Genomic DNA, 23,668 nt, shown 5'->3' with positions numbered 1-23,668 from the left:
ACATGCTCCCTATGTGCGGCCGATTCGTCCAGCTCCCCGTGATCGACTTCGTCCAGCCGGGGCTGGCTGACCTTGCCCAGGGCCTGGCCGAGATCCAGCCCAGCTACAACCTCGCGCCGACACAGCGCGCCTCGGTGATCCTGGACCGGGGCGAAGGCCGGCAGGTCACTCGGCTGGCGTGGGGCCTGCTGCCGTTCTGGGCCAAGGCCAAAGGCCTGCAGGGCTCGACCATCAACGCCCGGATCGAGACGGTGGCCACCAAGCCAGCGTTCCGGTCGGCCTTCAAGAAGCGCCGCTGCGTCATCCCCATGGCCGGCTACTACGAGTGGTCGGTGAGCCCGATCGACGAGAAGAAAGATCCTTGGTTCATCCACGCAACCGGGCCCCTGCTTGCCGCCGGCCTGTGGGAGGACACCAGCCCCCTGCTGCCCGACGGCAACCTGGGCACCTTCACCATCATCACCGGCGACAGCAGTGGCGTCTCGGCCGACATCCACGACCGCATGCCGGTGTGGCTGCAGGCCGGCCAGATTGATGAGTGGATGGCAGCGCGCCCCGACGACGCCATGGCAATGCTGCTGGCCAGCGAACCACCCGCGATGGAGGCTTACCGCGTCAGCCGCGCGGTTAACACGCCTCGGAACAACCGCGAGGACCTGCTGCTGCAGGTCGCGTAGCCACGCGTCAACCGAACCCCAGCGGCACCTCCGTCAGGTCCACGATGAAGATCGTGGCGTTCTGGGGTCCCATCGTGGCACCGCCCACGGGGAAGGTGTTGGTGATGAGGGTCTGCTGGGAGACCGCCTGCTTGGAGAGGAAGATCCTGTTGTCGCTGGTCATGTGGAAATAGTCGGCGTTCATCGTGCAACGGTCCTGCGCCACGGACGAGTAGTAGAACCGCGGCGATGGGATGGCGATGCCGATCTTGGTGCCCGGGAAGAACTGACCGATCTCTACAGGCGGCCCAGCGACCGCAGGTAAGGCGACCACCTGCAGCACGCGCAGGCCCTTCCACCTGGAGTCGTAGAAGACCGTCCCATCTTCACCACGCATCCGCAGCCCCACCGGACCGGAAGCTGCGCGCTCAGCGGCGCTGAACGTGTAGTACTCCAGCGACTTGTTTGGAGCCGACCTCGATGCATATGCGAGGCACGTCACGCCGCTTTGCACCAGGCTGAAGCCGGTATTCACCGACACTGAGTCGTTCACATATCGGCAGACGTGCAGGTTGGACGTGCCGTTGGTGCTGGCCAGGAACCCGCGATCTGGCCAAGAGGCGAACGGCGGCGATCCGCCGGTCGCGCCGCCGGAGAACGATCCGGTATCGAGCGTGCCCGACTTGGCCAGCTGCAGGTTCCGATAGCCTGCGCCAATCTGGATTTGGCCGGTGCCCTGGTTTCGCACGCGTAGTCCAACGGCCATCAGCTGTAGATCCCGTAGTGAAGGGTGATGCCGCCGACGGTGTTCGAGGTTGGCTGGCTCGGAAACATCTCCATCCTGACGTGGTAGTTCACCACGTCGGGATCCCAGGTCCAGTTGATGCTGTTGCCCGAGATGGTCACCGAAGGCACCAGCATGCCGTAGGCCGACCGCTGCCCCTCGCAAGTGAAGTAGTAGAAGGGCTCACCGCCGGAAAAGTCGTTGACGATTAGCCCCCCGTTTGCCTCAGGCGGCGCTACCCACTTGTTGTTGGAGTTGATCGGGTTGTAGAGCGGGAACGTATACGACCCGATGATCTTGGTCAGGCGTGTGGTGACCGTGGTCTCCACATACCCGCTCTGGCTTCTCACCCTTAGCCCCACATCAGCCATTACAGCAGCACTCCAAGTTCGACGGCCGGGTTGCCGTTCGGGTAGTAGATGTAGACGCCCTGGTTGGTGATGTTGAGGCGATACCCGCCAGCCACCATTCCGTTGAACTGGAACCCGCCGCCGGCAGCCTTGTCGATCCTCCAGCCGGTCTGGCCAGCAACGTAGTCATCCGACTGGATCGCGCCGCTGATCTTCGCGTTGGTGATCGCCGCATCGGCAATCTTGGCGCTGGTGATCCACGCGGTTCCGATCAAGGCCTGGCTGATGAAGGTCTGGCCGCCCTGGACCACGAACGGGGCAGTGGTGGCGCCGTTGGCGATGTTGATCAGCGCGAAGCGGTCCACCTGGAAGAGCGCTTGGCTCTGGAAGCTACCATCAGGCTGCTGCTCGACACCCAGGCCGAAGCCGGCGCCGTAGATCCGGCCGTCGGAGGTAACCTGCGCTCGAAGCGTGTATGTGGCGCTGATCTTCCCATTGAGGCCCACCACTGCCTGCGAAGTCTGTTCGACTGCTGCCTGGGTCTGCCCGACCTGAGCCTGCACGGTATCGGTTCGTTTCGCTTGGGCGTAATCGCCCTCTGCGATGACCGTCTGAATGGTCAGTGTGCCAGCGAAAACCGTCTCATCGCCGGCGCCCCAGTCCTCGTCACCTGCAGCCTGCACGTTCAGCTGCACGAACAGCCCGTCGGTTTTCTGGCCGATGGCCTGAAGGCCGGTCTCCGGATCGTTGACCTGCAGCTCCAACGTGTTCACCCGGCCAGCGACTGCGCCTGCTTCCGCAATGGCGTCGCCCACGTCCTGCCAGTTCGTGCCAGGCGGCTCCTCGTTGCCGGGATCGGTGCCCTGCCAGCTCCAGATCTTCCCGTTGTGAACGACCGTCTGACCTGGCTCGTAGGTCGCCGCTGCGTCCCAGATCAACGGCACGATCTGGTCGATACTGTCGATCTTGCCGCGCAGTGCCTGGCCCAGCGCGCTCTCACTGATCTTCCCGGAGAAATAGGCGTCGTAATCGGACTGGTTGGTGCTCGCCTCGCCCATCACACCGGCGCCTTCCGGATACCAAGGACCGATGTTGCCGCTACGGTCTACAAGCCGGGCCCAGAAGAAGAAGCGGCCACCTGCGGCCAAGCCATCCAGCTCCAGGCGGTTCTGCGGGTAGGCATAATCTCCGAGCTTCGTGGCCGTCTCTCGGTTCGGGCTGGGGCTGCGCCAGATCTCGGTGCGCTGAGTGTCCGTGGCGCCTGGCGGGAAAGCCCAGGCCAGCCGGATGCCGAAGACGATGGACGTGGCAGTCAGCGAGGTCACCGCTGGCGGCGGCTCGGTCTTGCCGGCAATCGTCGTGAGCGGGCTCATAGCCGGGAGTGAGACGGCATTGAGCGCGTTCACCGCCCTCACGCGCGCAAGGTACTGGCCCGCGTAGATACCGGGCACCTCGATGCTGCTGGTGGCCACGCGCCCAGCGCGCACCCAGTTGAGGTCGTCGCGGCGCCATTCCACGTCGTATGCGATGGCCTTGTCGGCCGGGTCCCACTGGATGGTCAGCGTCGGCGTGGCGATGCCCTGCTCGATCACCACGTGCGAGGACAGAGCCACGTTGGTCGGCGGCGGCTGGACGCTGGGCGGGATGATGCTGATCGGCGGCAGTTCGAGGCGGGTGCCGTCGTCGATCGCGGCATACTTTCCTGGGACGTGCTTCAGGGCTGTGATGTTGTAGGTCAGCTCCTCGCCTTCAGTGATGGCGATCACGCGGAACAGCTGCAGCACCAAGTCGCTGGATTCGGTGGCCCACACAGACTGCGGCACAGGGATGGCCGACCACGGTGCCGAGACCGTGACCACTCCCGTGGCGGGGTCGATCCCGTTGATAGTCCGGCCTTCCGTGCGCCCATTGGGCAGCGTGGCGCGCAAGGTGTCGCCCACGGCCATCGTCTCGGGCACCAGGTCCAGGGTGAGGCTGCTGGCGCCTGCAGCACGGACGCGGCCGGCGGGCCGGCGCCCCGCCCTGTTCGGGTCAGCCACCTGGATGACGTCGCCCGGCATGCAGTTGAGGGCATCCAAGCCAACCGCGAAGCTAACGGTCTCGGTTTCCAGGCTCTCCGTGTACAGGATATGGTTGCCTACCCGCTGCGCCTGCGCGCGCGAGTGGCAGCCGATCGCCGTGACCTCGGTCTGGTTTACGCCGTAGCGCGCGATCGCATCGAGGTGCTGAACGACCTCCACCTTCTGCCGCCCGAAGTCGTCCGGATCGGTCCACGACACCAGCGCGACGGTATGGCGTGTCTTCCGGCCGCTGCCTTCGTAGTGGAAGCGCCCCTCGATCACGTTGGCCTGGCTGTAGGTCGCACCAGGGTCCTTCGGCATGTCGGCCGAGGCCATGACCTGGCCGGCGGCATAGAAGCTGATGCCGCGGAACATGCCGGCCATGTCCTGCAGCACCTTGTAGGCGTCCGCCCTGCTCTGCAGGTACAGGCTGCAGGTGAACCGTGGCTCCTGGCCGCCCATGCCGTCGCTCACCAGCTGATCGCAGTACTGGGCGATCTGGTACAGCCGCCATTTGTCCACCCAGTCCAGCGGGATGCGGTTGCCGAGGCCGAACCGGTCATTGGTGACGATGTCGAAGAACACCCAGGCCGGGTTGTTCGTCCAGGCCGACTTGAAGGTGCCATCCCACACGCCGCTGTAGGTGCGGCCGATGGGATCGTAGTTGCTGGGCACGCGGATGATCCGCCCCCACACCCGGTAGGATCGCGACGGGATGTTCTGGAACTGACTCGCGTCGACCTGGACCGCGCACAGCGCACTGTTCGGGTAGCGCAGCTTCACATCGATGATCTCGGTCATCGAGAGCACGTTGACCACGTCCGAGATCAGCGAGTTGTTCTGGTTCGGGGTCAGCCTGCGAATGCGCACCTGCCACTGCGAGCCGGGCGGCAACTCAATTCGACGGCTGCGCTCATACTGCGTCGTGGTCTTGCCGGTGATCGCATCGTTGAGCACGGTGGTGTAGGCGCCACCGTCGACCGACACGTCCACCGCGTAGCTGATCGAGTAGCCGTTCCGGTCGCCGTTCTCTTCATCTACCTTCTGCAGGGCAGGGACGGCCAGCCGGATGCGCACGGCCGAGAGATCAGGCCCGCTTACGGCGCGAACGACCGGCTGGTCGCTGCGCAGCTCCACGTTCACTGAAATTTCGTTTTCGACCGACGGGAACCCGGCGATGTAGTCCTGGTCCTGCGTACCTGATCGGGTGTCGACGGTGACGCCAGCAAAGTTCAACCCACCGTCCGGGTTCTGGATGGGCACCTGGTTCAGGTAGATCGACTGGTTGCCGGCCACCAGGCCGCGGATCTCGCCCTCGCTGACGAGGTCAATAATCCTGGCCACGGCCATCGAGTGCAGGCTGTCCGGGGTCTCCACCGAGGTGCGGCCGTTGCTGCCGCTCTTGCCGCCGGCGCCCGCCAGCTGCAACCCGCGGGCGATTGGAGTTGCGACTGGCAGGTTCAAAGCTGGTCCTCCGCCATGATTCCGCCGCTGATCACCGCGCTGCCGGTGAGCATGCCCTTCTGGTCGTGGCCGCCGTAGGCGACCGGCACAGGATTGCCCTGCGCTTGGGTATTGACGGTGCCGTTCATGCTGTAGCTCGGTCGGTTCTCGGCACTGTCTTGGGAGCCTAGGCCTTTCGGCTGCGGCCCCAGCATCTGGGCAACACCGCCGATGACCATACCCACGCCGGCATTGATGAACGGCTGCCCCCAGCCACCAGCAATGTTTCCGTAGACGCCGACGACGATCAGGACGACTCCGAGGATGGTCTGCAGCACACCGCCTCGCTTACTGCCAAGCAGCACCGGCGCTATGCGGATGTCTTCATCCCCCGGCGGGTCCTGCAGCTGCTCCTTGGAGAGGTTCTGCTTGCCGATGAAGACAGCGAAAGCCATGCCATTCCGCTTGGCGCCGTGGAGATACCGCTCGAAGCCCGGCAGGATCGCGCACAGCGCGCGCACGGCCTCGGCGGGGCTGTTCACGGCGAGCCGGAAGGAGCGGCCGAAGCGGCTGCCCAACTGTCCGTACAGGCGGATGGTGCGCAGGCGCTCAGACACGGGCAGCCTCCTTGTGGCGGACGATGTAACGGGTACGCTCGGCCCACATGCCGCCGTAAGTGATGACCTCCGACAGCCGGCCGTGCATGTGGTGGAGCAGCTGGCCTTCGCCGAGGTAGACACCGGCGTGGTTTGGGACGGGCGAACGGATCTGCATCAGCACCATGTCGCCGCGCTGCGGCTCACCCGCGATCAGGTCAAAGCCCTCGGCGCGCAGCCGTTCCAGGCTGTAGAGGTCCTGGCCCTTATCCCACCAGTCGTCGTCCCGCTCGTACTGGCAGAGCTGGATGCCAAGCTCGCGCTCGTAGAAGTCGCGCACCAGGGTGTAGCAGTCCAAGGTGCCGTGGGCGAACTGCCGGCCCACCAGCGGCGCCTCGTAGCCGCACGGCTCGATGGTCTGCAGGTCGCCACACTCGGGATCTGCACCGGTGACCTGGCCCACGCTCACGATGTGCCACGGCAGGCCGCTGGCCTCGCACATGACACGGTCGGCATCCGACGCCGTCGCCGGGGCGTTCGGGTGGCTGTGCACGACGGCCAGCACCTGGCCCACGTCCTCGGCGTCGGCGAAGTCCTCCGCTGGCAGCCGGAAGTGCTCGCTGGGTGTGGTCGCTACGTTCCGGCAGGGGATGTACGTCTCCCCGTCGCGGCCGGCCACGATCAGGCCGCAGCACTCGCGTGGGTACTCGGCAATGGCGTGCGCCTGGAGGGCCTGCAGAGTCGTCTGTTGCATGGTATCGCCCATGAAAAAGCCCGCACATAGCGGGCTGGATAGTTGCTCGATGGTGGCGTGAATCAGGTCCGAAGCAGGCCTGCAGCCGGGAATCCGCCGTACGGCAGCGGCTTGTCGGCACCGAAGCGCAGCTTGCAGCTGTTCACCCTGCCCCCGCACTGATCACGCGCGGGGTCCGTGGTGGGGACGTCGTTGGCATCGGCCACGGCCGGCCCGTTGTAGCCGCAGTAGGGGCCGCGGTAGCCGCCGCGGATCAGCCAGCCGCAGACGCCCGCGATTACCTGGCGGCCGGGCAGCTGCTCGCCGTTGAGGTCGATCGCTGTAGTCAGCTCGAACTCGACGGTCTCCTTCGTCTCGGAGACCTTGCGCTCAATGAACCAGATCTCATCCTGAAAGTGCTCGCCTGGGTCGGCCGTGGGGTTGCCTTCGGGGAAGTTCGCCGCGTCGAGGTACTTGGCCAGCGTCTGCCGGCGAATGACGCGCGCGCCCACCAGGTCGTCGAACAGCAGGCACAGGGCCGTAATGCGGCCGTCGATGTTGCTGACCTTCAGCCGGGGGGTTGGCGGCTGATCGCTGGTGCGCGAAAAGCCGGTCGCTTCGATCGGCCACGGCCCGTACTCCTGGCCCTGCCACCAGATCACGCCCGACTGCAGGTGCGCGTGGAAGAACAGCTGGTCGGCGCCGAAGCTGCTGGCGTCTAGTTCGAACAGTGTGATGCGACCGCCCGGCTCCAGCTGCTGGGCATCGGCAGTGATCATGCTCCTGACTCCAATGCAGCGAGCCTTTCGGCAAGGCCCGACAACGCCAATTTCAACTCATCACGCTCCGCCTCCAAGGCGTCAATGCGTCGATCATGCTGAATCCAACCTGCGTGGATGTAGGGAACCATTCCGATGTAGTTGACGCTTTGCAGCGCGGCAACTTGCCGCAGTTCCTGTCGCGGCGGGACGTAATCCGGCGGTTCTTCACCGGGTGCGTATGGCGTGGTATCTCCCACCATCACCATCTCTTCCCGCATCGCGTCCTTCTCGCCGTCCACAAGTAGCCGGAAGTGCGCCTGGTGCTCGTCAGCTACATAGCCAGATCGCCGGGGCCGTGCGACGTCGCTGATGTCCGTGTACTCAACTGGCCGGGTCGCTCGCAATGAGCTGGCGGCGGCCTGCGGATCGATAGCCTCGATCTCATCCTTGATTCGATAGTCCGAGTTCTGCGTGAGCGTTCCGGCAATGATCATGCTGCCGTTGTCGATGAACCTGTGGCGACTTGCACCCGCCGCGAAGTGGTATTCGACTGTTGTCTGAGCCCCGGAGCCTGAACCGCCTTCGTAGACGTCAAGCCCGAAAAGGTGCTTGACACCCCAGTGCGAAACACGGACAGCCATGTACGCGGAGGTGTTCAGCTGAGCGTCCACTTGCAGTCCCGGGGTCCGAGAACCTGCCCACGAAGCGAAATCTCCACCAATACCATTCTGCGTGCCGGTGTTCTGCACGCGGAACATGTCCTGATTCGCCACGCCGGTCCGGTTGATGGGACCTGTCACCGTGCCGCCGCTCTTGGGGAGAGCGGCATCCGCTGTGGATTTTGCAGCGTTCGCTTTGGTATCTGCACCCAGCGCCAACTGCTCCAGGTACTGATCATTGGAGTTGACCTTGCCGAACGCAGTCTTAGCCGGATCACCCTTGTAAGTCCCGTGATCGGTAGTGGTGTCAACTGGATTAAGAGGCATGATCTACTCCTTACGGCTGGAACGTCTGTTCGAACGTGGCATTGAGCGTGAACACGCCATTGCCATGGGGGATGAGGGTGTAGGTCTTGCAGAGGTAAAGGCCCTGAACGCCGAGCGGTGGCGTCCACAGGAAGGACACGGCGCCCTTGCGCGCGCGCAGGAAGGCCAGCGCAGGACCTACCTTCGATTCCTTACCGACGATGGAAATCGGCCACTGCTGGGTCTCGTTGTTCAGGCCATCGGCAGCGGTCTGGCGGTAGCCGTCACCGAATCTCGCCTCGCGCGTCAGGAAGTCACCGGTGCCGGTGATCTCGGTGCGCACGCACCAAGTGAAGACCTCAGCCATTGCTCACCCTCATCTGATGGAAGAGGCCGCCGGGCCGCGACTGTTGGGTGGCCCACTCATTCATCTTGGAAGTAAAGAACTGATTGAGCCGGCGAGCGTCCTCGCTGCCATCGCCCTGTTGGGTGGTGCTGGTGCCATCGGACGAGATGTTCATCGTGGTGTTGAAGTTGTTGGTGATCCCGCCACCGCCTCCAATGGCGGATGCGGGCATGCCTGCGGTAATCGGACGAACCGAACCGGCGTCACCGGGGATCAGGTAGGTTTTCCCGCCCTGGTCGAACAGTTCAGGCCGACCGCCCTCGCCCACCCGGTACATGCTGCCGGCGGCAACCGGGCCGCCACCGGCGCGGCCTCCAGCCATCCCACCGATTGCGCTGCCCAGCTCATTGATCCAGCTCGAACCGGATCCGCTGTAGCTTGATGCCCACCTACCAATCGCCTTCAGCGCTTCCGAGGCGGCCAGCTCGGCGGCGATGCGCTGCATGGCCTTGGCGAACCCCTTCACCATGCCGCCAAGCCCATCCTCGAACGGGTCAAACAAGAAGTCAGCGAACGCCGTCTGCATGTTGCGGGCGGCCTGGTCCGCGACCGTCCGCATGGTGGACGTCTTCTCCGTCGTGTCGTCGGCCATCTTCTGTAGGCCGTCACCGTACAGGGCCGAGTAGTCTTCCTGGGCGTCCTTCACCGCAGCCAGGTTGCGCAGCAGCTCCGCCTGAGCCTCGCTCAGCGCACCGTAGGCGTTTGCCTGGATGTCGTAGTTCAGCTTTGCCGATTCGCTTAGGTCACCATGGAGGGCGATCTCGCGTTCGAGCTTTGCGATCTGGTCGTCGGCGCGACTGCTTCCAGCGCTGTAGAGGGCGTCGTAGTCCTCTTGGATCTGCTCCAGCAGCGACTTCTCTTTGGTCAACGCACCCACGCGTCGGTCCGATCCACCAGAACCGCCCACAGTGGCCGCTAGCCCGCTGCCCGGGATCCGCGCGGTACTGTCGACGGATCCCGTAACTCCCTTGAAGTTCTCGCCGGCCGCCTCTGAGCGATAGCGCTTCGTCAGCTCTCGCTGAATCTCCAAGCGTTCCTGCTGAAGATCATTGATTCGCTTCAGGCGCGCTTCTTCCTGGTTGTCCGTCAGTGGCAGCCCGAACAGCCCCCGATCGTTCTTCTTGATGTAATTGATTCTGTCCGTGAGCCTAGCCATGCGGGTGTTCAGCGCTTCCTCGCCAGCGTCCGCTACAGCCCCGCCCGCATCGAGCTTTCGGATCTGGTTCACCTTGTCGATGAAGTTGACGATCAGCACCGCACCATTGGCCATCTCGGCCGCCAGATCGCCCACCCACTTTGTAATGGTGACAAAGGCGTTCTTGGTCTGGTCTGATCCGAGGAACGCCGTCAGCTCCTTGAACTGCGGTAGCAACTCGGCCGCCACCTCGTTCTTCAAGCCCTGGAATGCCAGCTGGACCAGGTTGGACTGTTCCTTGACCTCCTTCATAGCAGCCAGCGTGTCTGCATCAAGCACGGCCCCAAGGCGCTGCGCCTCATCGCCCCACTTCCGGAAGCCCTCGCCGTTGCGCGCCAGCAGCGGGGCCAGCATGGACGAGTCGCTGGCAATCGCCTCCATGTAGAAGACCATCTCGGCCTGGCTCGCGCCGGCCTGCTCCAAAGCGCTGTAGTACCGCTGCAGCACCTCCGGCCCGCTCAGGTGTTGCAGCTCCTTCGCGGTCAACCCGATGCGCGGTGCGATCTGCTCGAAGAAGTCCTTCATCGCGCCGCCGCCGGTCTGCAGGAAATCACCCAGCTTGTCCTGGGTGTCCTTGAAGATGTCGGCGAGCTTGTCCTGCTGGATGCCAACGGTGGCCGCGCCAGCAGCCATGCGCTGGAACACCTGCTCGTTGGTGCCGGACAGACGGGAGAACTTTTCCAGTTCCGCCGATGCATCGACCAGCTGCCGGGTCCAACCCAGAACGGCCGTGCCGGCCGTGGCCAACCCACCAGCGATGGTTCCGCCGATTAGCCCGAAGGCACGCCCAATGTCGGCAGCAGTGTCCCCGGCATCCTTGCCCAGCTTCTTCATCTGCTTGGACGCGCGGTTGGTGTCGGTCTCGAACGACCCCGTGCGCATCAGTAGGTCGACAACGATTGAGCCGGCAGTGGCCATGGTGGGGTCCAGTCAGGTTAGAAGCCGAGGGCCTTGGATACATCGCGATCGGCGTCGCTCAGCACCGGGTCGTCCGGGCTCGGAGCGAGGAATCCGATGATGCTTTCGTACTTGCCGCCGAAAGCGGTTCCGATCACTGCGGCCGGCCGGTGGAACCGGTGCAGATCGTCGAAGGGATACAGCTCATAGAAGGCGCGCCAACCATTCAGCTCAGCGCCTGGCATTGCGTCGATCTCGCCGAGGGTCTTCCCGAGGCTCAGGGCGAGCTGGTATCGGAACCACTCTCCGCTTCCTCGGCGGGCGAGCTCTCCTTTCCCTGGTAACTGTGCACCTCGCTGATGGCCTTGGTCAGGGCAATCTGAACGGCGAACTTCAGTTTCTTGGCCTGCGCCAGCGTCAGAGCTGGCTTGCCGTCGGGGGTGCATATCGCCTTGGCAATGAGGCGAGCCATTGATTCAGCCTGCTTGTCCGGGTCTTCACTGGCCTGTCCCGCGAAGAATCCGCGCAGCACGCCGGCCTCCTGCTCGCGGATGTAGAACGTGTGCTTGCTGCCGTCGGCAAGCTTGACCTCGCGCTCATGCACGTCGTCGGAGATGAAAAGCGAGGGGTCCAGCAGCGGCGCTGCAGTGTTGTTTGTCTCGGTCATGGAGTGGTTCCGTAGAGATGGCTCGCCACGGCGCCACTCGGGCGCCGGGCGCTTGGATGGGATCAGGCCAGCGGCTTGCCGTAGCGGGTGACGCCGCCGCTGCGCTGGACTGTGACCGTGCCGCGCACGATCTCGTTGGTGGCGATGTCGATGTTCACATCAGCGATGTAGCCGGTGAACAGGAACCCCGAGCGAGCGGTGGCTAGTGGCGGAACCAACTCGTCTTCGGTGTCGAGAGTTGGCGCAGCAGTGCCGTCGCTCAGGCCGATGTACCAGCTCACGTTCTCGCCGCTATCCTTCAACTTGAACAGCGCATCATGGGATGCGTCGCTGGGGATGTAGTTGAACGGGATGGACACCTGGCCCGGATTACCCAGGCCGCGCTGGTACTCCTTGTCCACGGTCGCATCGAGGCAAGTGGATTCGATCTGGTCGGCGGCGCCGCCCAGGCCGGACGCCCCGGTAGGACATGCGAACTTGACGATCGCCGGCCCGCCGGCCGCGTTCGGGTCAACGAAGAACAGATGGGTGCCCTGGGTCTTGACGACGCCCTCGGTCATGGCAGTTTCCTCTGAAGGGCCGCGCGAGGGCGGCATTACGGATGACCAGCAATCAGCGCTGGTCGATGAAGTCGGCTTCGAGGCCGACGCGGTACAGCTTGGTATCTGGGTCGCGGTTGTTGACCACGACGCGGTTGACGATCAGCACGCCATCCAGCGCAGCGCGGACGGCCTTTGCCAGCTGCTCTACGCCTGCGTCGGTCGCGTGGTAGCAGTCGATCTGCACAGTGGTGAAATCGCCCCCTGGGGACGCGCTCAGGTTGTCAAATGCCGAACCTGTCACGATCTGCCAAACGATGTAGGGGCGAGTCTCGGTCTGCGCCACCTCACCGTGGCGTCCTATCCTGTCGTCGACGATCGCCGACACCGCCGCGGTGCGGATGGTTCGATACACCTTCGGGAACATCAGCGGCGCCCTCCGTTCTGCGCGGCCAGGCGCTTGGTGATCTGGTCAAGCCTCTTCAACAGGTCCTCGGTGATCACATCGATGATCTGGGTTCCTCGACGCTGGACGGCCGGACGCAACCACGGATAGGCCGGCTGCGTACTGGACCCGTATTCCATAAGCTGGGCGGCCTTCCGAGTGGTCGTCTTCGATCCATGCGCATTCACGAACGCTTTGCGCTTTACCCGCACAAGCTGACGCTCACCCTTCGTTCCCACAGGCGCTTTTCCGCGACTGGCAATGATGTTGTTGACGGTCGTGTCGGTACTATCGACGCCGCCGATAGCTGCAGAGCGACGGAAGTTGTCCTTCGCCTGATCGCGGAGCAGCCGCGCCCCCTTGGCCAGTGCCAGCTTGACAGGGCCGCCCCGCTTGCTCACAACCTCCGCTGGCAACGCCTCCAGCGTAGACAGAACACCATCGACCCCGTGGATCTGAAGTTCGACCTTCATACCGGCTAGCGCCCGTCGTTGACGCCGGCCGAAACCGGGATCGTGATGTACTCCAGCCCAGACGTCTTGTCAGGCAGCAGACCTGCAACGTTGAAGATCTCGCCGCGGTGTATCAGGCGCATCGACGGCAGCAGTCCATCGCGGTGGCGCATGGTGATGCGTGCGGTGACCGCCGATTGGGTCTGCCCGGATTGGATGAACTCGCGGGCCGAGAGCGGCTCAACCGAAGCCCATACCGTGGCCACGTCGACCCACGTCGTGGTCTGCACGCCGTCCTCGTCCTTGGTCGTCACCTGCCGCTGGATCAGCACACGGTGGCGGAGCTTACCTGCCGGCAGGCTCATGTCAGACCCCGAGGCCGATTCGATAAGGCCATAGCAGGCTATGGGCGCCCATCGGGACTTGGACCGTCGCCCCGTCGCTACCCTGCACGTCCTCACGCGTGCGGTACAGGTGCCCCAACATCAGGAGGATTGCCGCCCTGATTGAGTCGTTGGCCAGCATAGGATCGACGCCCGCCGTACCATCCAGGACTGCGGCGGCCATGGATTCAGTGTCTTTGAACACACGGCGATTGAGAAACTGCTGAGCAGCCCCTTCTGACGCGGTCCCGTAAAGCTCCAACAGCGCGTCATCGTCCGTATCGACACGGCAATGTGCTCGGGCCTGATCCAGGGTGATCAGCTCCATGGTCAGGCCCTGGCCTTGCCTTGCCGTGCCTTCTTGCCAGCTGGCTGTTCGCTCACGGCGTCGGCGGCCTCCGCAGCGGCTTCAGTGACAGTGATTTCTTCCGTCACCGGCTCCGGCAGCTCTGCCGGGGGCTGTTCGCTCACGGCGTCGGCGGCTCCGGTGTCGATGAAGTACTGCCCGCGGCTGCTGTCCATTCGAACGGTGGTGCCGGCGCGCGGATCCGGCTCTTTGAACTTGATCAGCATGATCCTCTCCGAACCCGGCCTGCACTGTGGCAGGCCGGGATAGCCTGGAACGGTGGATTAGGCGACGTTGCCCAGGTCGCCGTAGATGAAGGCCTGCGGCCGGTAGACCGCCAGCGCCAGGCGCTCTTCGGCCAGGATGGTCACCAGGTTCTTGACGAAGTCGTCTTCGTTCTCGGTGGCCACCTCGACACGTGCCTGCCAGCGATCGAACAGCTGCGCCCCCAGCTTGAATGCGCCAGTGAGGAACTTGTCCTCGGCGATCGCCTGGGTTGCAACGACCGGCAGGTTCCACAGCGTGGCGCCGATGACACCCTGCGGATTGCCGATGATGTAGCGGCCGGTGGTGTCCTTCAGGAGCTCGACACGTGCCCAGTCGATCGGGTTGAGCACGATGCCGCTGGCCGGGAACTCAGCCAGCTGCGCCTGCAGCATGGCCAGGCGGATCTTGTCGATTACCGTGGCATCGGCCGGCTCGAACGGTGCAGCGTAAGCCGTCGCCTGCGGGATGATGCCCAGCAGGTTCTGGCCGGTGCCGTCACCATTGAGAAGCTGCTGCTCTTCCTTGAACGCCAGACCGTAGCGCAGGCGGCCATCGATGTAGCTGGCGAGCTGCGAGGCATCGCTGAGGATCTGGCGCGATGCCTTCATGTAGTGCGCGACCACCTTGGCAGTGGTGCTCACCAGGTCGAACTTCAAGCTGGACTCGGGCTTCTTCGCAGTCTCTGCCACCGGCGCGGCGTTGTTGGTGAAGCCAGTTTCCTTCACGTACTCCAGCGTGTTGCCGTCCATTCGGCCCGGCGTGATCAGGTCGCGTACCGTCAGGCGGCGGTCCGGCGGCGCGATGACACCCGGCAGACGGGTGGGGGTGACCAGGTCGCCGGCCGCGCCGTCGGTGTCGGTCGTGACCGAGGTGATCGCAGCACTGAACATCATGTCGACGCGACCACGCGGGGTGGTCTTGCTGGCGAATGCCTGGAACTCGTCGCTGTTGACGAACTGCTGGCCGAACGACTGGTGCTGCACGTCGCCGCCGGCGCCGTTGGCCTCGATCTTTGCCAGCTTCTGCTCGGCAGCCTGCAGGTTGGCCTGCAGCTCACCTTGCTTGCTCAGCATTGCGTCGACGTCGGAGCGGAGGGCGGCGTTCAGATCGCCGGACTTTGCTGCGGCTTCGGCATGTGCCTTGAGCTGGTCGCCGACCGTCTTGAGGCTGGCGTTGATGCTCTGGATATCGGTTTCGATGGACATTGAGTTACTCCTTGTGGGACTCGGTGGTGTTGATGTTGGTGAGTGTTGCGGCCAATGCAGCCGCACTACTGAAAGCATCCGGCGATAGCCGGGGCTGTTCGGTGGGATCGCCCTCACCGCTGCCAGTGGGATCGCCCCTACTGGACTTGATTTCGCTGATCAAGCGCATCGCTTCTGACTTCGGCATGCCTGTGGCACGCAAGCCGGCCTCCACACGGCGTACCGCTGAGGCGTTCTCTTTGCTTGCGCCCTTCTCCACCTGATCGGATGCCAGAAGCTCATCTGCAAAGCCGTCCTCAACTGCGGAGGCACCGCCGATCCACGTCTCGGCATCCATCAGCTTTGACATGGCCTTCTGCTCGGCACCGGTGCGCGCGGCGTAGATGCTGGCCATCGCGTCGTCGAAGGGCTTGAGCGTCGCAGCCACGTCAGCAAGGTCGTGGCGATTTCCCACGGCAACGACCCAAGCGTTGTGGATCATCAAGAAGCCGGCGCGCGCGATCTGGACCGTGTCACCGGCCATGGCGATGACGGACGCAGCCGATGCAGCCAAGCCCAGCACCTTCACAGTGACCTCGCCGTCGTGCTCGCGCAGCAGGTTGTAGATCGCCAGGCCTTCGAACATGTCGCCGCCGGGGCTGTTGATGTTGACCGTGACCGGTCCTTTCCCCATCCCACGAAGGGATGCCGCGATGCGCTTGGCGGTCACGCCTTCGCCCGTCCAGTAGTCGTAGCCGATCACGTCATAGATGCTGATGGACCGCTCCGCATCGGTGTCGGAAGCCGCCCTGACGCCAGCCTCCCAGCGGTCAAGGGCGCGCGGCTGGATCTGGCTGCTGACAGCGGCGCAGGGGCGGCCCTCCGGTACACCCGGCAGCGTCTTGATCGTCATGTGGTCAGTCCTTCTTGTCTTCGGAGAAGCCCAGGAACGCCCGAATAGCAGCCCTGGCCTGGTCTGCATCTGACCCAGCGCCTATGGCATCCAGCGTGGTCATTGCGGTTTGCACGGTGAGCACTGCGGCGTTGCCGCCCATCGGCTCCCGGTCTTCCAGCTCGCGCACTTCGTCGCGGGTAAGAATCCCCTTGTCCACCATCACCCCGTAGAAGGCAGCGCGTCCGGCGCTGTCGGCGCGCAGAAGGCCTTCCACGGTGAACTTCGGGTAGTAGCGCAGGCGCTCGGCTGGCGTCAGCAGGTCCTTGCTGATGGCCTGCTCGATTCGTCGGAGCCACGGCCCCAGCGTGAACGTCAGGAAGCCGATCATCTGCTGTTCGATGCCGGTTCCCCAGCTTGTCGACTTCTCCGTATGGCCCACCATCCACGGCGGCACGCGGAACCAGCGGCAGATCGACTCCACAGAGAACGCCCGCGACTCCAACAGCTGCGCGTCGGATGGCTTGATGCCCAGCGTGCCGGCTTCCGTTCCACCTTCGAGCAGCGGGGTTTCACCGCGCTCAATGGAACCCATCAGGTTCTTCTTGAACTCCGTCCGCTGCTCAGGCTTCAGGAACGCCTGTACCTTGTAGTAGATCGTCTGGAGCAGTCCGTTTCGGAATGTGCGAGCGGCTGCACGATCAGCAGCAATTGCGTTGCCGAACACCTTGGCGCCGTAGGCGATGACGGACACGCCGTTCTCGCCATCCAGCGTGAACCCGGGAATGCGCCAGATTCTTGCCGGCGCGATGATCCTGGGAGCGCCATTGGCCCGCAGGTAGCGATACACCTTGTTGCCGTTCAGGTCACGATTGATGGTTAGCCTGGCTGGATCAAGGAACTGCAGGCCGATCAGGCGCTCGCCGGCATAGAGCTTCTCAGCGAACGCGTTTCCCCGAAGAAGCATTGCGACAACCATGGCCTCCCAGAACACCGCCGCAGTCGAGTCTATGTTCGGCTGGTCGTGAACAACGAAGTGCAAAGGATGTTGGCTCGCGACGCGCTTGCCGGACTTCGTCCTTTCATACATCGAGAGCGGCAAGGTTGCGATGGTCTCTGAAATCAGCCGAACGCATGCCCAGGCTGCATCTACCTGTAGAACGGTCTTGGCCGTGACAGCAACTCCAGCCTCGTTTGCCATCTCGCGGTCAATGTAGAGCTCAGCGTCGCGGGTCGTGAATGACCGCACCCAGCCATCGACTGCCGCACGCACTCGCCCGAGGACGCCTTGCCGTGGTTTCGTCTTCATGCCCTACCCGCCATGACCGGATCGCTCAGCCAATCGTCCATAGTTCCTTTCGCTTCTGGGTTGCGTGACATGAGCTCGACCGCATTCATCGCCGCCATCAGCGGGTCGATCTTTCCGGTTCCGCTTGCCGCCTTGGTGACATAGAGGGCGTTCTTAGATGCTTCGACCTTGGCGTTGCCCACGCACCAATCCATCAGCCGCGAGCCGTCATGCTCCAGCAGGCCATCGGAGAGCCATCGCTCGAACACCTTGCAGGTTCCAGTCAACTGCCAACCCTGTCGGATGCCAATGATCAGATCGGGATCGATCTGCTCGACCGCCAAGGCGTCGAGCACAGTGCCCAGCCCTGACGGATCCACGCCGATCCCCGAAAGCAGGCCGGCGTCGTCCACCAACTTCACCATCTTGGCCATGTCGCGCAGGTCGGTGGCACCTTCGTCCTCCATGCCGCCGACGAACATGCTGCCGTCCTTGATGAAGCCGGCATATCGCTCCTTCTCGCTCTTGCGCCGCTCAACCGCCTTGGGGTGTGCAAAGGCGAAGGAAACCAGCATTTTCCGTTTGGTGTACTTGTGCCGACCGCAGAATGAGAGCCCCAACAAGTCGTCCAGCCCGCCACCGTCGATCCCGGCCGTCATGACCTCGCAGACCTTCAGCATGTGCGCGAGTTTGAGCTTCTTGTTGGCCTGTTGCTCCCAGTACTCTGCCCCCGCCCAGCTGCCCTGGTGCAGCGCCACCCCGATCTGCACGTTGAGGTGCTGCGACGCCCAGCTGCGCAGCTCGGCCTCGCTGGTGCCCACAGCGTCGTCGAACTCTTCCACCATGCGCTCCAGCGTCATGGCCCGGCCGATGTTCGGGTTCAGCAGCGGCCACAGCTGCGGGTCCTTCCACTGCTGGTCCTTCGACTCCTGTATCTCCTGCGGGAACTCGAACAGCACCGGCAGCATCTTGCCCACCCGCTTTCCGTCGCGGATGTCCCGAGCCTTCTGCAGCTCGTCGGCGAACACCCCGACTGGCTGCTCGTCGCTCTGCGTGGTGATGAACCACAGGAACGCTTCCGGGTAAGGCACCATGCCGCCGCGGATCTGACGCAGCGCCTGGGCGGCCTTGGCCTTCTTGGCGCACACGTGCAGCTCGTCAATCAGCGCTCCGCCCGACACTTTCACGCCGGTCAACACCGCAGGGTCAAACGTCATGATCTCCAGCGAGGCCTTCGTCTCGCGATGGATGATCGTCTTCAGATGGTGGCGGATGTGGAACTTGGCATCCAGCACCGGGTCCAGTTCGATCGCGCCCGCCGCTGCATCGAACGCCAGCTGTGCCGTGTCCTGCACCGGTGCCGTCATCAGGAACGTGGCACGTGGACGCTGGTTCATCAGCGTGGCTGTCACCATGCCCAGCGCCCCGAATGTCGTCTTGGCGTTCTTCTTCGGTACCAGGGCGAACAGGTCGCGAATCTCGCGGTCACCGTTCTCTGGGTTCACCGAGCCGAACATGTTGCGTGCCACGTCTTGGAACCACTCGCCCCCGGCCTCCGCCAGGGTGGGCGTTCCAGGTACGTCCGCCAGACGAAGCCTACCCAGGATGGCTGCCGCGCGTTCCGCCTGTTGGGTCCAGAGAGGCAGCTGCGCGACCGGCAACTGGCCGGCCTGCAGCTTGCCCCACCAGTCCCGACAGGAAAGGTCCCAGCTCACTTACTTGGCAGCCCGGGAGATGGGGGTGACGTTGTTGCCCAGCAGACCTTCCCAGCCGGTACCGGTCTCCGCACCGACCGCATCAGCGTTGGCCTTCTCTTTCTTGCCCACCGGCTTCTCCTGCGGCACCGGGGGCGCAGCCAGCGTGGGCACCTGCGCAAGGAACGCTTTCTGGGCAGCCACGTTGCCCTTAAGTGCCGTCCTCGCCATGGCGTCCATCACCTCCATTCGCCGGCGCAGTGCGGCTGCCGAGATCTCCTTTTCGAAGTACTTCTCCAAGGTGTTCCGAGAGATCCCCAGCGCGATCGATATCTCCTGGTGCGTCATGCCGCTGGCCGCTGCGTTGGTCACCAGCCGGCGCTGCACCGCGGTGGCCTTGAACGCCGGGCGGCCGGGTTTCGTGTTTTTGCGCATAAATGGCCCTCAGCCTTAAATTCCGGCCGAGAAAAAAACCTCTGAATGAGTGGGCGGCGGGTGTCCGTGGCAAAGGGCTCGAAGTTTTGTCCCTCCCCCCGGGCCTGTTCCCACCGATGTGAAACTGTCGTCGCGTCGCGTTTTGTTCCACGCGGTCGGTTCAACGTCGTGCCGCACCTCGCCTTGCCTCTGCCTGGGTCTTCACCCCATGGCATTCGGTGCAGATCGCCTGCAGGTTCGTCTCGTCATCGCTGCCGCCCTCGGCCACGTTGACGATGTGATCCACCTCCGTGGCTTCGGTGACGCGTCCCTGCTGCTTGCAGGGCTGACACAGGTACTGGTCTCGCTGCATGACTGCGTCGCGCTTCCTACGCCATGGTCTGCCGCCCCTACCCTTGCCGTAGCTGGGTGCCACCGGTGCCGTGGGCTTCAGCCTGCTGGGCGCGCTGGCTATGCGCGGTGCGAGTGTGGTGACCCTCGCCATCAGCCGAGGCTCTGCGACTGGTCGCGCTCGCCGGGCACCAGCTCGCCGTTCAGGCTGCGGGCTGGCTCGTCCTGCTCTTCCTCGCCCTCGGCTGCCAACGCATCGATGAGGGCGGCCAGCTGCTGTGCGATCCCGGCGGTGGCCTGGCGCTGCTCTTCCTGCTGCAGCTCGATGCGCCGCAAGCGATCAGACAGGCTCATCGGTCTGCCCCTCGCTCGGCCCCATACCTTGGATCTCGAAGTTGCCGTCCTTCCTCAGCGTCCACGACGCATCAGGACCACGGCCATGCAGCACCCCACCTGGGCGGGACTCGCGCTCCGCCCACTGGTTGATGTTCTTGGCGAAGGCTTCATTCACTACGGCAGGGTCAAGGGCAACCTGGCCACCGACAGCTCCGAACGGCTGGGCTACTGGATTGCCCTGGGCATGCGTGTTAACCACCGCGAAGTGATTCACCGTCGTGGCCATGGGGTTTGGCAGATCCCGACCAAGCGAAGCTTCCTCTGCGGTCGGTTTCAGCAACCAGTTGCGCAGCCACACCCGCGGGTTGAATCGGTCAGGGATCACGGCTTCACCTGCTTCTGTTCGTTGGCCGGAGCCAGCTTCTCGATGGCGCCCAGCTGGCTGTTGCACTGCTCCAGGCTCAGGACGTTGGCGTTGTAGGCCGACACCACGCTCTCGATGGTCCGCTGACTGGCCCGCTTCACGGGGCAACGGGAGGTCAGCGCCGCCGGCACAGCCACCGTGCGCTCCACCGGGATATACACCACCTTGGGCAGGTCAGGCTTCTCGGCCTTACTGCAGCTGCCGAACCCGCACAGTGGCAGGGCCGCCGCCAAGATCACAGCAACGGAATGGCGTCGCATAGGTTCTGCTCCAACTGCTGCCGGCATCTCGGCTGGGTCTTGGCCGCCTGCAGGGCCTGCTCGGCCTGGTTCGCGCGGCGCTGGCTCTGGGCTGCGGCTGCCTCGGCCAGCCGTGCGGCCTCCTTGGCTGCCTGCTGCTGGCGGGCGGCTTCATCGATGGCCAACTGCGTCTGCCGGTTCACCTCCTGCAGCAGCTGGCCGCAGGCGTTGGCCGCGCGCAGGTTCTCGTCGGAGCTGGCCTTGGCCTGGTCGCGCTGCTTCTCAGCGGCAGCGATCAGGGCCTGGTCTTTCTTGCTGCGGTAGTCCGACCCCAGGCGGGCGCCCATCAGCAGGACCGCGGCGACTGCCGCAATCCACAGCCCCACGCGGATCAGGCCCACGTAGGGCCGCAGAGGGTCAGGGATCAGCACGGCTGTTGCTCAGTTGGTCGCGCAGGCGGAAGCCCAGCAGTGGCCAGATCTTCTGAACAGCGTTCTGGCGCGCGATCTTGCGGCCGATCTCGGGGTCGAAGTTCTCCGGGCTGGCGCATGCCGATTCACCGGTGACGGTGAAGCCGTTGCGCAGCACCAGCACGCAGATCGTCAGGCAACGCGTTGCCTCGTAACGAGACGCTGCCGGCGGAGGCAGGCGGAGGGTGTTGTAGTCAAGCTCACGGCACACAACCTTCCCGGCATCGAACGTTGCGGTGAACGCATCCCATGCAGTGAAGAAGCACTCGGAGGCGATCTCAGCCTCGATGTCAGCCGGGGTCACGCGCGGGTGGGTCAGGCCCTTGGACTGGATTTCCTGCTCGATGGTCTTGTCGTTCACAGGCCCTCCTTCGGGCGCTTGGGTTTCTGTTTGAAGCTGGTGGCCACCGGGACCAGGAAGGCACCGCCGACGGCCAGGCCACCAAGCACGATCAGGCCCCACTCGGGGAACAGGTTCTGCGCCCGCTCCGGCATCAGCGCGTAGGCGCCAAGTGCAGCGGCTGCGGCGGCAGCGAGGGTGGCCAGCCAGGTGCTGGCACGGCCAGCGACGCCCTGCCAGTTGAATCGGTCCTTCACTTCAGCCCCCTGAGCTGCTTCAGCTCCTTGATGTCCTGCTTGTTCTGCTCGACCTGCACGGCCTGCTTGGCCAGTTCGAGCTTCAGCGCTGGGACGTCCGCCAGCTGTGTGTTGAAGGTCTGCAGCTGCTGCTGCACCGTCGCCATCTGCTGGTTCGTGACCTGCTGCTGGGTCAGGACGGCCTGCATGGAGCTGATCAGCCAGTAGCCGCCGGCGACGATGAATCCGGCAAAAGCGGTCACGAACCACTTTTCCACCAGGCCGAGGGAAACGCGGGTGCGGCCGTCCTGGCTCGGCTGGACTTCCATCGTCACGCCCTTACCGCCTCAACCGCGGCGCGGTAGTTCCTCGGCCAACGGTCGATGTGCGGCTTGCCGGGGCGCCAGGCGTCCAAGTACTGCGCCCAAGCCACCGAGACGTTGCCGATCGGCGGCAGCCGCTTGGGCAGGGTGAACAGCAGCAGGCGGGCGAACCCAGCGGCCAGGATGTCGTCCTGCTCCAGCTGGGCATACACAGCAGCCGGCGTCGCGGTGACCCCGCGCGCGCCGCAGAGCAGCGCAGCCGCTGCCCGGGTCGACGGGTGGTTCAGCACCCCGCGCACGCCGCCGCCCTGTTCGAACTGCCACAGGCCACGGGCCGGACCTTTCACCTGTCGGCGGTGAGCCAGCCCAGACTCCTGCCCGGAGATGGCCAGCAGCATCACTCGCGCCTCAGGCGAGTCGTAGCGGGCGGCACCCAGCAGTGCCAGGGCCGGAACAACCACGTGTTGCAGGCACTGCGCCGCAGTCATCGGCAACGGTAGCTGTGACATGGGTGGATCTCCGGCGATAGGGTGCCCGTCACCGCAGCCCGGCAGGCTCGGCGAATGGGTCCGGTGAGGGTGGACGGGCGTAGATGGTTGCGGGGCCCGGATTCGAACCGGGGACTTCCGGGTTATGAGCCCGGCGGCTTAGACCACTGGCCCACGCCCGCAGGAGACGATGCCCCGAAACGCAGAAGCCCCGGCGTTGGCCAGGGCTTCAGGGGGGACTTCTCGAATGGTGCCAAGTTTCTAGGCCACATTGTCTAGACGCAATACCTTGCACAACGACCGGATCGCATCGAGGCTCATGTGCTTCCACCGGGTCTCGCTCACGCCGAAGTGCTTAACGACCAAGGCCGTTGCATCCTTCATCGCCTGCTTGTGGACGGGGTCAGACAGGTTCATGCGGAACCACTCACCCTGCGTGTGATAGGCGCGAAGCTGGTCATGGAACATGGCCTCAGCTGACCGAGCACCACGGGGCAGGTCTAGGTAGGCCACATCGGTGATCGGCATCGGGCAGCCGGTTTGCACGGCGCTGACCCGCGCAGCCAGATCGGTGGTCACCCCGATCTTGCAGTAGCTCTCACCACAGCAAGCGTCGGCGATCATCATGTATACGCGCATCTTCATGCTGCGTTCTCCTTCGAAAGTTGACCCATCACGAATGCCTTTGCGATGGCGAGATAGTCGTAGTAGGTCGGCCGCTTAATGTCGATCCCCGCGCGCCGCAGGTTCTGCAGCTTCAGTTCCAGTGGCGCCGACTTCAGGAAGTACTCGCACCGCAGCGTCCGTCCGGGTCGGATGTAGCCATACGCCTCCATGGCAAGCACTGCGGATTGGACTTCGTCTCCTGGCGTGTTGATGAGAATGCCGCGGTAGCCACCGGTACCCGGCACGAACCCTTGATGCTCAATCAGTGACTGAAGCAGGTTCCGGCTGGAGTAGCCGATGTGCTCGTACCGGCCACCGCCGTACTCTTCCGCCCACTGGATCAGGCGCGCTTCGAGCTGCTTCTTATCCATGGGTCAC

Annotated in this window: 34 protein-coding genes and 1 tRNA gene; 1 reads left to right on the top strand and 34 read right to left on the bottom strand. The window is 64.2% G+C overall.

What is annotated here, in order from left to right:
* Window positions 1-11: 11 nt before the first annotated feature.
* Entirely contained in the window at window positions 12-677 is a 666-nt protein-coding gene (locus tag ACM0PY_RS06270; RefSeq protein ID WP_414609469.1) for an SOS response-associated peptidase, read from the top strand.
* 7 nt (window positions 678-684) lie between these two features.
* On the opposite strand, the gene ACM0PY_RS06265 is transcribed toward ACM0PY_RS06270, so the two are convergent.
* The 34 genes from ACM0PY_RS06265 to ACM0PY_RS06100 form a co-directional block, all read right to left on the bottom strand.
* Window positions 685-1,422 (bottom strand): hypothetical protein, encoded by a 738-nt coding sequence (locus tag ACM0PY_RS06265; protein WP_495493248.1) that lies wholly within the window; start codon window positions 1,420-1,422, stop codon window positions 685-687.
* Window positions 1,422-1,811, bottom strand: coding sequence for a hypothetical protein (locus ACM0PY_RS06260; protein ID WP_235646659.1), 390 nt, complete (start codon window positions 1,809-1,811; stop codon window positions 1,422-1,424). Before ACM0PY_RS06260 ends, ACM0PY_RS06265 begins: the two co-directional genes overlap by 1 nt.
* Complete coding sequence (locus tag ACM0PY_RS06255; RefSeq protein ID WP_495493247.1) at window positions 1,811-5,278, bottom strand: TipJ family phage tail tip protein; 3,468 nt, start codon at window positions 5,276-5,278, stop codon at window positions 1,811-1,813. Before ACM0PY_RS06255 ends, ACM0PY_RS06260 begins: the two co-directional genes overlap by 1 nt.
* 32 nt (window positions 5,279-5,310) lie before the next feature.
* Window positions 5,311-5,910, bottom strand: a complete 600-nt coding sequence (locus ACM0PY_RS06250; RefSeq protein ID WP_235646657.1) for a tail assembly protein — start codon at window positions 5,908-5,910, stop codon at window positions 5,311-5,313.
* A complete protein-coding gene (locus ACM0PY_RS06245; protein ID WP_235646656.1) occupies window positions 5,903-6,643 on the bottom strand; it encodes a C40 family peptidase in 741 nt (246 codons plus the stop codon). Before ACM0PY_RS06245 ends, ACM0PY_RS06250 begins: the two co-directional genes overlap by 8 nt.
* A gap of 62 nt (window positions 6,644-6,705) precedes the next feature.
* Window positions 6,706-7,401, bottom strand: coding sequence for a phage minor tail protein L (locus ACM0PY_RS06240; protein WP_235646655.1), 696 nt, complete (start codon window positions 7,399-7,401; stop codon window positions 6,706-6,708).
* The gene (locus tag ACM0PY_RS06235; RefSeq protein ID WP_235646654.1) at window positions 7,398-8,369 is read right to left on the bottom strand and encodes a hypothetical protein; all 972 of its coding nucleotides are present in this window, start codon (window positions 8,367-8,369) and stop codon (window positions 7,398-7,400) included. Before ACM0PY_RS06235 ends, ACM0PY_RS06240 begins: the two co-directional genes overlap by 4 nt.
* A gap of 10 nt (window positions 8,370-8,379) precedes the next feature.
* On the bottom strand, window positions 8,380-8,715 hold the full coding sequence (locus tag ACM0PY_RS06230; RefSeq protein WP_088497094.1) for a phage tail protein: 336 nt from the start codon (window positions 8,713-8,715) through the stop codon (window positions 8,380-8,382).
* Entirely contained in the window at window positions 8,708-10,867 is a 2,160-nt protein-coding gene (locus ACM0PY_RS06225) for a hypothetical protein (RefSeq protein ID WP_414609463.1), read from the bottom strand. Before ACM0PY_RS06225 ends, ACM0PY_RS06230 begins: the two co-directional genes overlap by 8 nt.
* 17 nt (window positions 10,868-10,884) lie before the next feature.
* Window positions 10,885-11,091 (bottom strand): hypothetical protein, encoded by a 207-nt coding sequence (locus tag ACM0PY_RS06220; RefSeq protein ID WP_043034803.1) that lies wholly within the window; start codon window positions 11,089-11,091, stop codon window positions 10,885-10,887.
* 32 nt (window positions 11,092-11,123) lie between these two features.
* Window positions 11,124-11,513, bottom strand: a complete 390-nt coding sequence (locus ACM0PY_RS06215) for a phage tail assembly chaperone family protein, TAC (RefSeq protein ID WP_065724360.1) — start codon at window positions 11,511-11,513, stop codon at window positions 11,124-11,126.
* Between the two features lie 62 nt (window positions 11,514-11,575).
* Window positions 11,576-12,073 (bottom strand): phage tail tube protein, encoded by a 498-nt coding sequence (locus ACM0PY_RS06210; protein WP_165710565.1) that lies wholly within the window; start codon window positions 12,071-12,073, stop codon window positions 11,576-11,578.
* A 52-nt stretch (window positions 12,074-12,125) separates the two neighbouring features.
* On the bottom strand, window positions 12,126-12,479 hold the full coding sequence (gene gp17, locus ACM0PY_RS06205) for a tail completion protein gp17 (RefSeq protein ID WP_235646652.1): 354 nt from the start codon (window positions 12,477-12,479) through the stop codon (window positions 12,126-12,128).
* Window positions 12,479-12,970, bottom strand: coding sequence for a hypothetical protein (locus ACM0PY_RS06200; protein ID WP_235646651.1), 492 nt, complete (start codon window positions 12,968-12,970; stop codon window positions 12,479-12,481). Before ACM0PY_RS06200 ends, gp17 begins: the two co-directional genes overlap by 1 nt.
* 5 nt (window positions 12,971-12,975) lie before the next feature.
* Window positions 12,976-13,314, bottom strand: coding sequence for a phage head closure protein (locus ACM0PY_RS06195; protein ID WP_220083855.1), 339 nt, complete (start codon window positions 13,312-13,314; stop codon window positions 12,976-12,978).
* Window position 13,315: 1 nt separating this feature from the next.
* Window positions 13,316-13,660 carry a head-tail connector protein gene (locus ACM0PY_RS06190; protein WP_235646650.1) on the bottom strand — a complete coding sequence of 115 codons (345 nt, stop codon included), beginning with the start codon at window positions 13,658-13,660 and terminating at the stop codon, window positions 13,316-13,318.
* A gap of 2 nt (window positions 13,661-13,662) precedes the next feature.
* Window positions 13,663-13,905 (bottom strand): hypothetical protein, encoded by a 243-nt coding sequence (locus ACM0PY_RS06185; protein ID WP_235646649.1) that lies wholly within the window; start codon window positions 13,903-13,905, stop codon window positions 13,663-13,665.
* A gap of 57 nt (window positions 13,906-13,962) precedes the next feature.
* Complete coding sequence (locus ACM0PY_RS06180; protein ID WP_235646648.1) at window positions 13,963-15,150, bottom strand: phage major capsid protein; 1,188 nt, start codon at window positions 15,148-15,150, stop codon at window positions 13,963-13,965.
* Between the two features lie 4 nt (window positions 15,151-15,154).
* Window positions 15,155-16,042, bottom strand: a complete 888-nt coding sequence (locus ACM0PY_RS06175; RefSeq protein ID WP_235646647.1) for a head maturation protease, ClpP-related — start codon at window positions 16,040-16,042, stop codon at window positions 15,155-15,157.
* A gap of 4 nt (window positions 16,043-16,046) precedes the next feature.
* The gene (locus tag ACM0PY_RS06170; RefSeq protein WP_235646646.1) at window positions 16,047-17,330 is read right to left on the bottom strand and encodes a phage portal protein; all 1,284 of its coding nucleotides are present in this window, start codon (window positions 17,328-17,330) and stop codon (window positions 16,047-16,049) included.
* The gene (locus ACM0PY_RS06165) at window positions 17,327-19,024 is read right to left on the bottom strand and encodes a terminase TerL endonuclease subunit (protein WP_235646645.1); all 1,698 of its coding nucleotides are present in this window, start codon (window positions 19,022-19,024) and stop codon (window positions 17,327-17,329) included. Before ACM0PY_RS06165 ends, ACM0PY_RS06170 begins: the two co-directional genes overlap by 4 nt.
* Window positions 19,025-19,438, bottom strand: a complete 414-nt coding sequence (locus ACM0PY_RS06160) for a helix-turn-helix domain-containing protein (protein WP_111172968.1) — start codon at window positions 19,436-19,438, stop codon at window positions 19,025-19,027. It lies immediately after the preceding gene.
* 160 nt (window positions 19,439-19,598) lie between these two features.
* Entirely contained in the window at window positions 19,599-19,790 is a 192-nt protein-coding gene (locus ACM0PY_RS06155) for an HNH endonuclease (protein WP_216358876.1), read from the bottom strand.
* Window positions 19,791-19,921: 131 nt separating this feature from the next.
* Window positions 19,922-20,122, bottom strand: a complete 201-nt coding sequence (locus tag ACM0PY_RS06150; RefSeq protein WP_414609356.1) for a hypothetical protein — start codon at window positions 20,120-20,122, stop codon at window positions 19,922-19,924.
* A complete protein-coding gene (locus ACM0PY_RS06145) occupies window positions 20,109-20,489 on the bottom strand; it encodes a hypothetical protein (RefSeq protein WP_143592530.1) in 381 nt (126 codons plus the stop codon). The genes ACM0PY_RS06150 and ACM0PY_RS06145 overlap by 14 nt, the downstream gene beginning before the upstream one ends.
* Window positions 20,486-20,788: an Rz1-like lysis system protein LysC gene (gene lysC / locus ACM0PY_RS06140; RefSeq protein WP_088497114.1), complete on the bottom strand. Its 303-nt coding sequence runs from the start codon at window positions 20,786-20,788 to the stop codon at window positions 20,486-20,488. Before lysC ends, ACM0PY_RS06145 begins: the two co-directional genes overlap by 4 nt.
* Window positions 20,764-21,198, bottom strand: coding sequence for a hypothetical protein (locus tag ACM0PY_RS06135; RefSeq protein ID WP_088497115.1), 435 nt, complete (start codon window positions 21,196-21,198; stop codon window positions 20,764-20,766). Before ACM0PY_RS06135 ends, lysC begins: the two co-directional genes overlap by 25 nt.
* Window positions 21,185-21,598: a Gp49 family protein gene (locus tag ACM0PY_RS06130; RefSeq protein WP_414609355.1), complete on the bottom strand. Its 414-nt coding sequence runs from the start codon at window positions 21,596-21,598 to the stop codon at window positions 21,185-21,187. Before ACM0PY_RS06130 ends, ACM0PY_RS06135 begins: the two co-directional genes overlap by 14 nt.
* A complete protein-coding gene (locus ACM0PY_RS06125; RefSeq protein ID WP_088497117.1) occupies window positions 21,595-21,834 on the bottom strand; it encodes a hypothetical protein in 240 nt (79 codons plus the stop codon). The genes ACM0PY_RS06130 and ACM0PY_RS06125 overlap by 4 nt, the downstream gene beginning before the upstream one ends.
* Window positions 21,831-22,142 carry a hypothetical protein gene (locus ACM0PY_RS06120; RefSeq protein WP_414609358.1) on the bottom strand — a complete coding sequence of 104 codons (312 nt, stop codon included), beginning with the start codon at window positions 22,140-22,142 and terminating at the stop codon, window positions 21,831-21,833. The genes ACM0PY_RS06125 and ACM0PY_RS06120 overlap by 4 nt, the downstream gene beginning before the upstream one ends.
* A 2-nt stretch (window positions 22,143-22,144) precedes the next feature.
* Complete coding sequence (locus tag ACM0PY_RS06115; protein ID WP_088470467.1) at window positions 22,145-22,645, bottom strand: hypothetical protein; 501 nt, start codon at window positions 22,643-22,645, stop codon at window positions 22,145-22,147.
* 84 nt (window positions 22,646-22,729) lie between these two features.
* Window positions 22,730-22,807: transfer RNA gene (locus ACM0PY_RS06110), tRNA-Met, on the bottom strand.
* A gap of 78 nt (window positions 22,808-22,885) precedes the next feature.
* Complete coding sequence (locus ACM0PY_RS06105; protein ID WP_414609354.1) at window positions 22,886-23,269, bottom strand: GIY-YIG nuclease family protein; 384 nt, start codon at window positions 23,267-23,269, stop codon at window positions 22,886-22,888.
* On the bottom strand, window positions 23,266-23,661 hold the full coding sequence (locus ACM0PY_RS06100; protein ID WP_065197438.1) for a hypothetical protein: 396 nt from the start codon (window positions 23,659-23,661) through the stop codon (window positions 23,266-23,268). The genes ACM0PY_RS06105 and ACM0PY_RS06100 overlap by 4 nt, the downstream gene beginning before the upstream one ends.
* Window positions 23,662-23,668 lie beyond the last annotated feature (7 nt).

This window comes from Stenotrophomonas sp. BR163, from assembly GCF_047520985.2.
Classification (GTDB): domain Bacteria; phylum Pseudomonadota; class Gammaproteobacteria; order Xanthomonadales; family Xanthomonadaceae; genus Stenotrophomonas; species Stenotrophomonas sepilia.
Note: the sequence above shows the minus strand (reverse complement) of the source record. Positions and strands in the feature narration are given on the sequence as shown.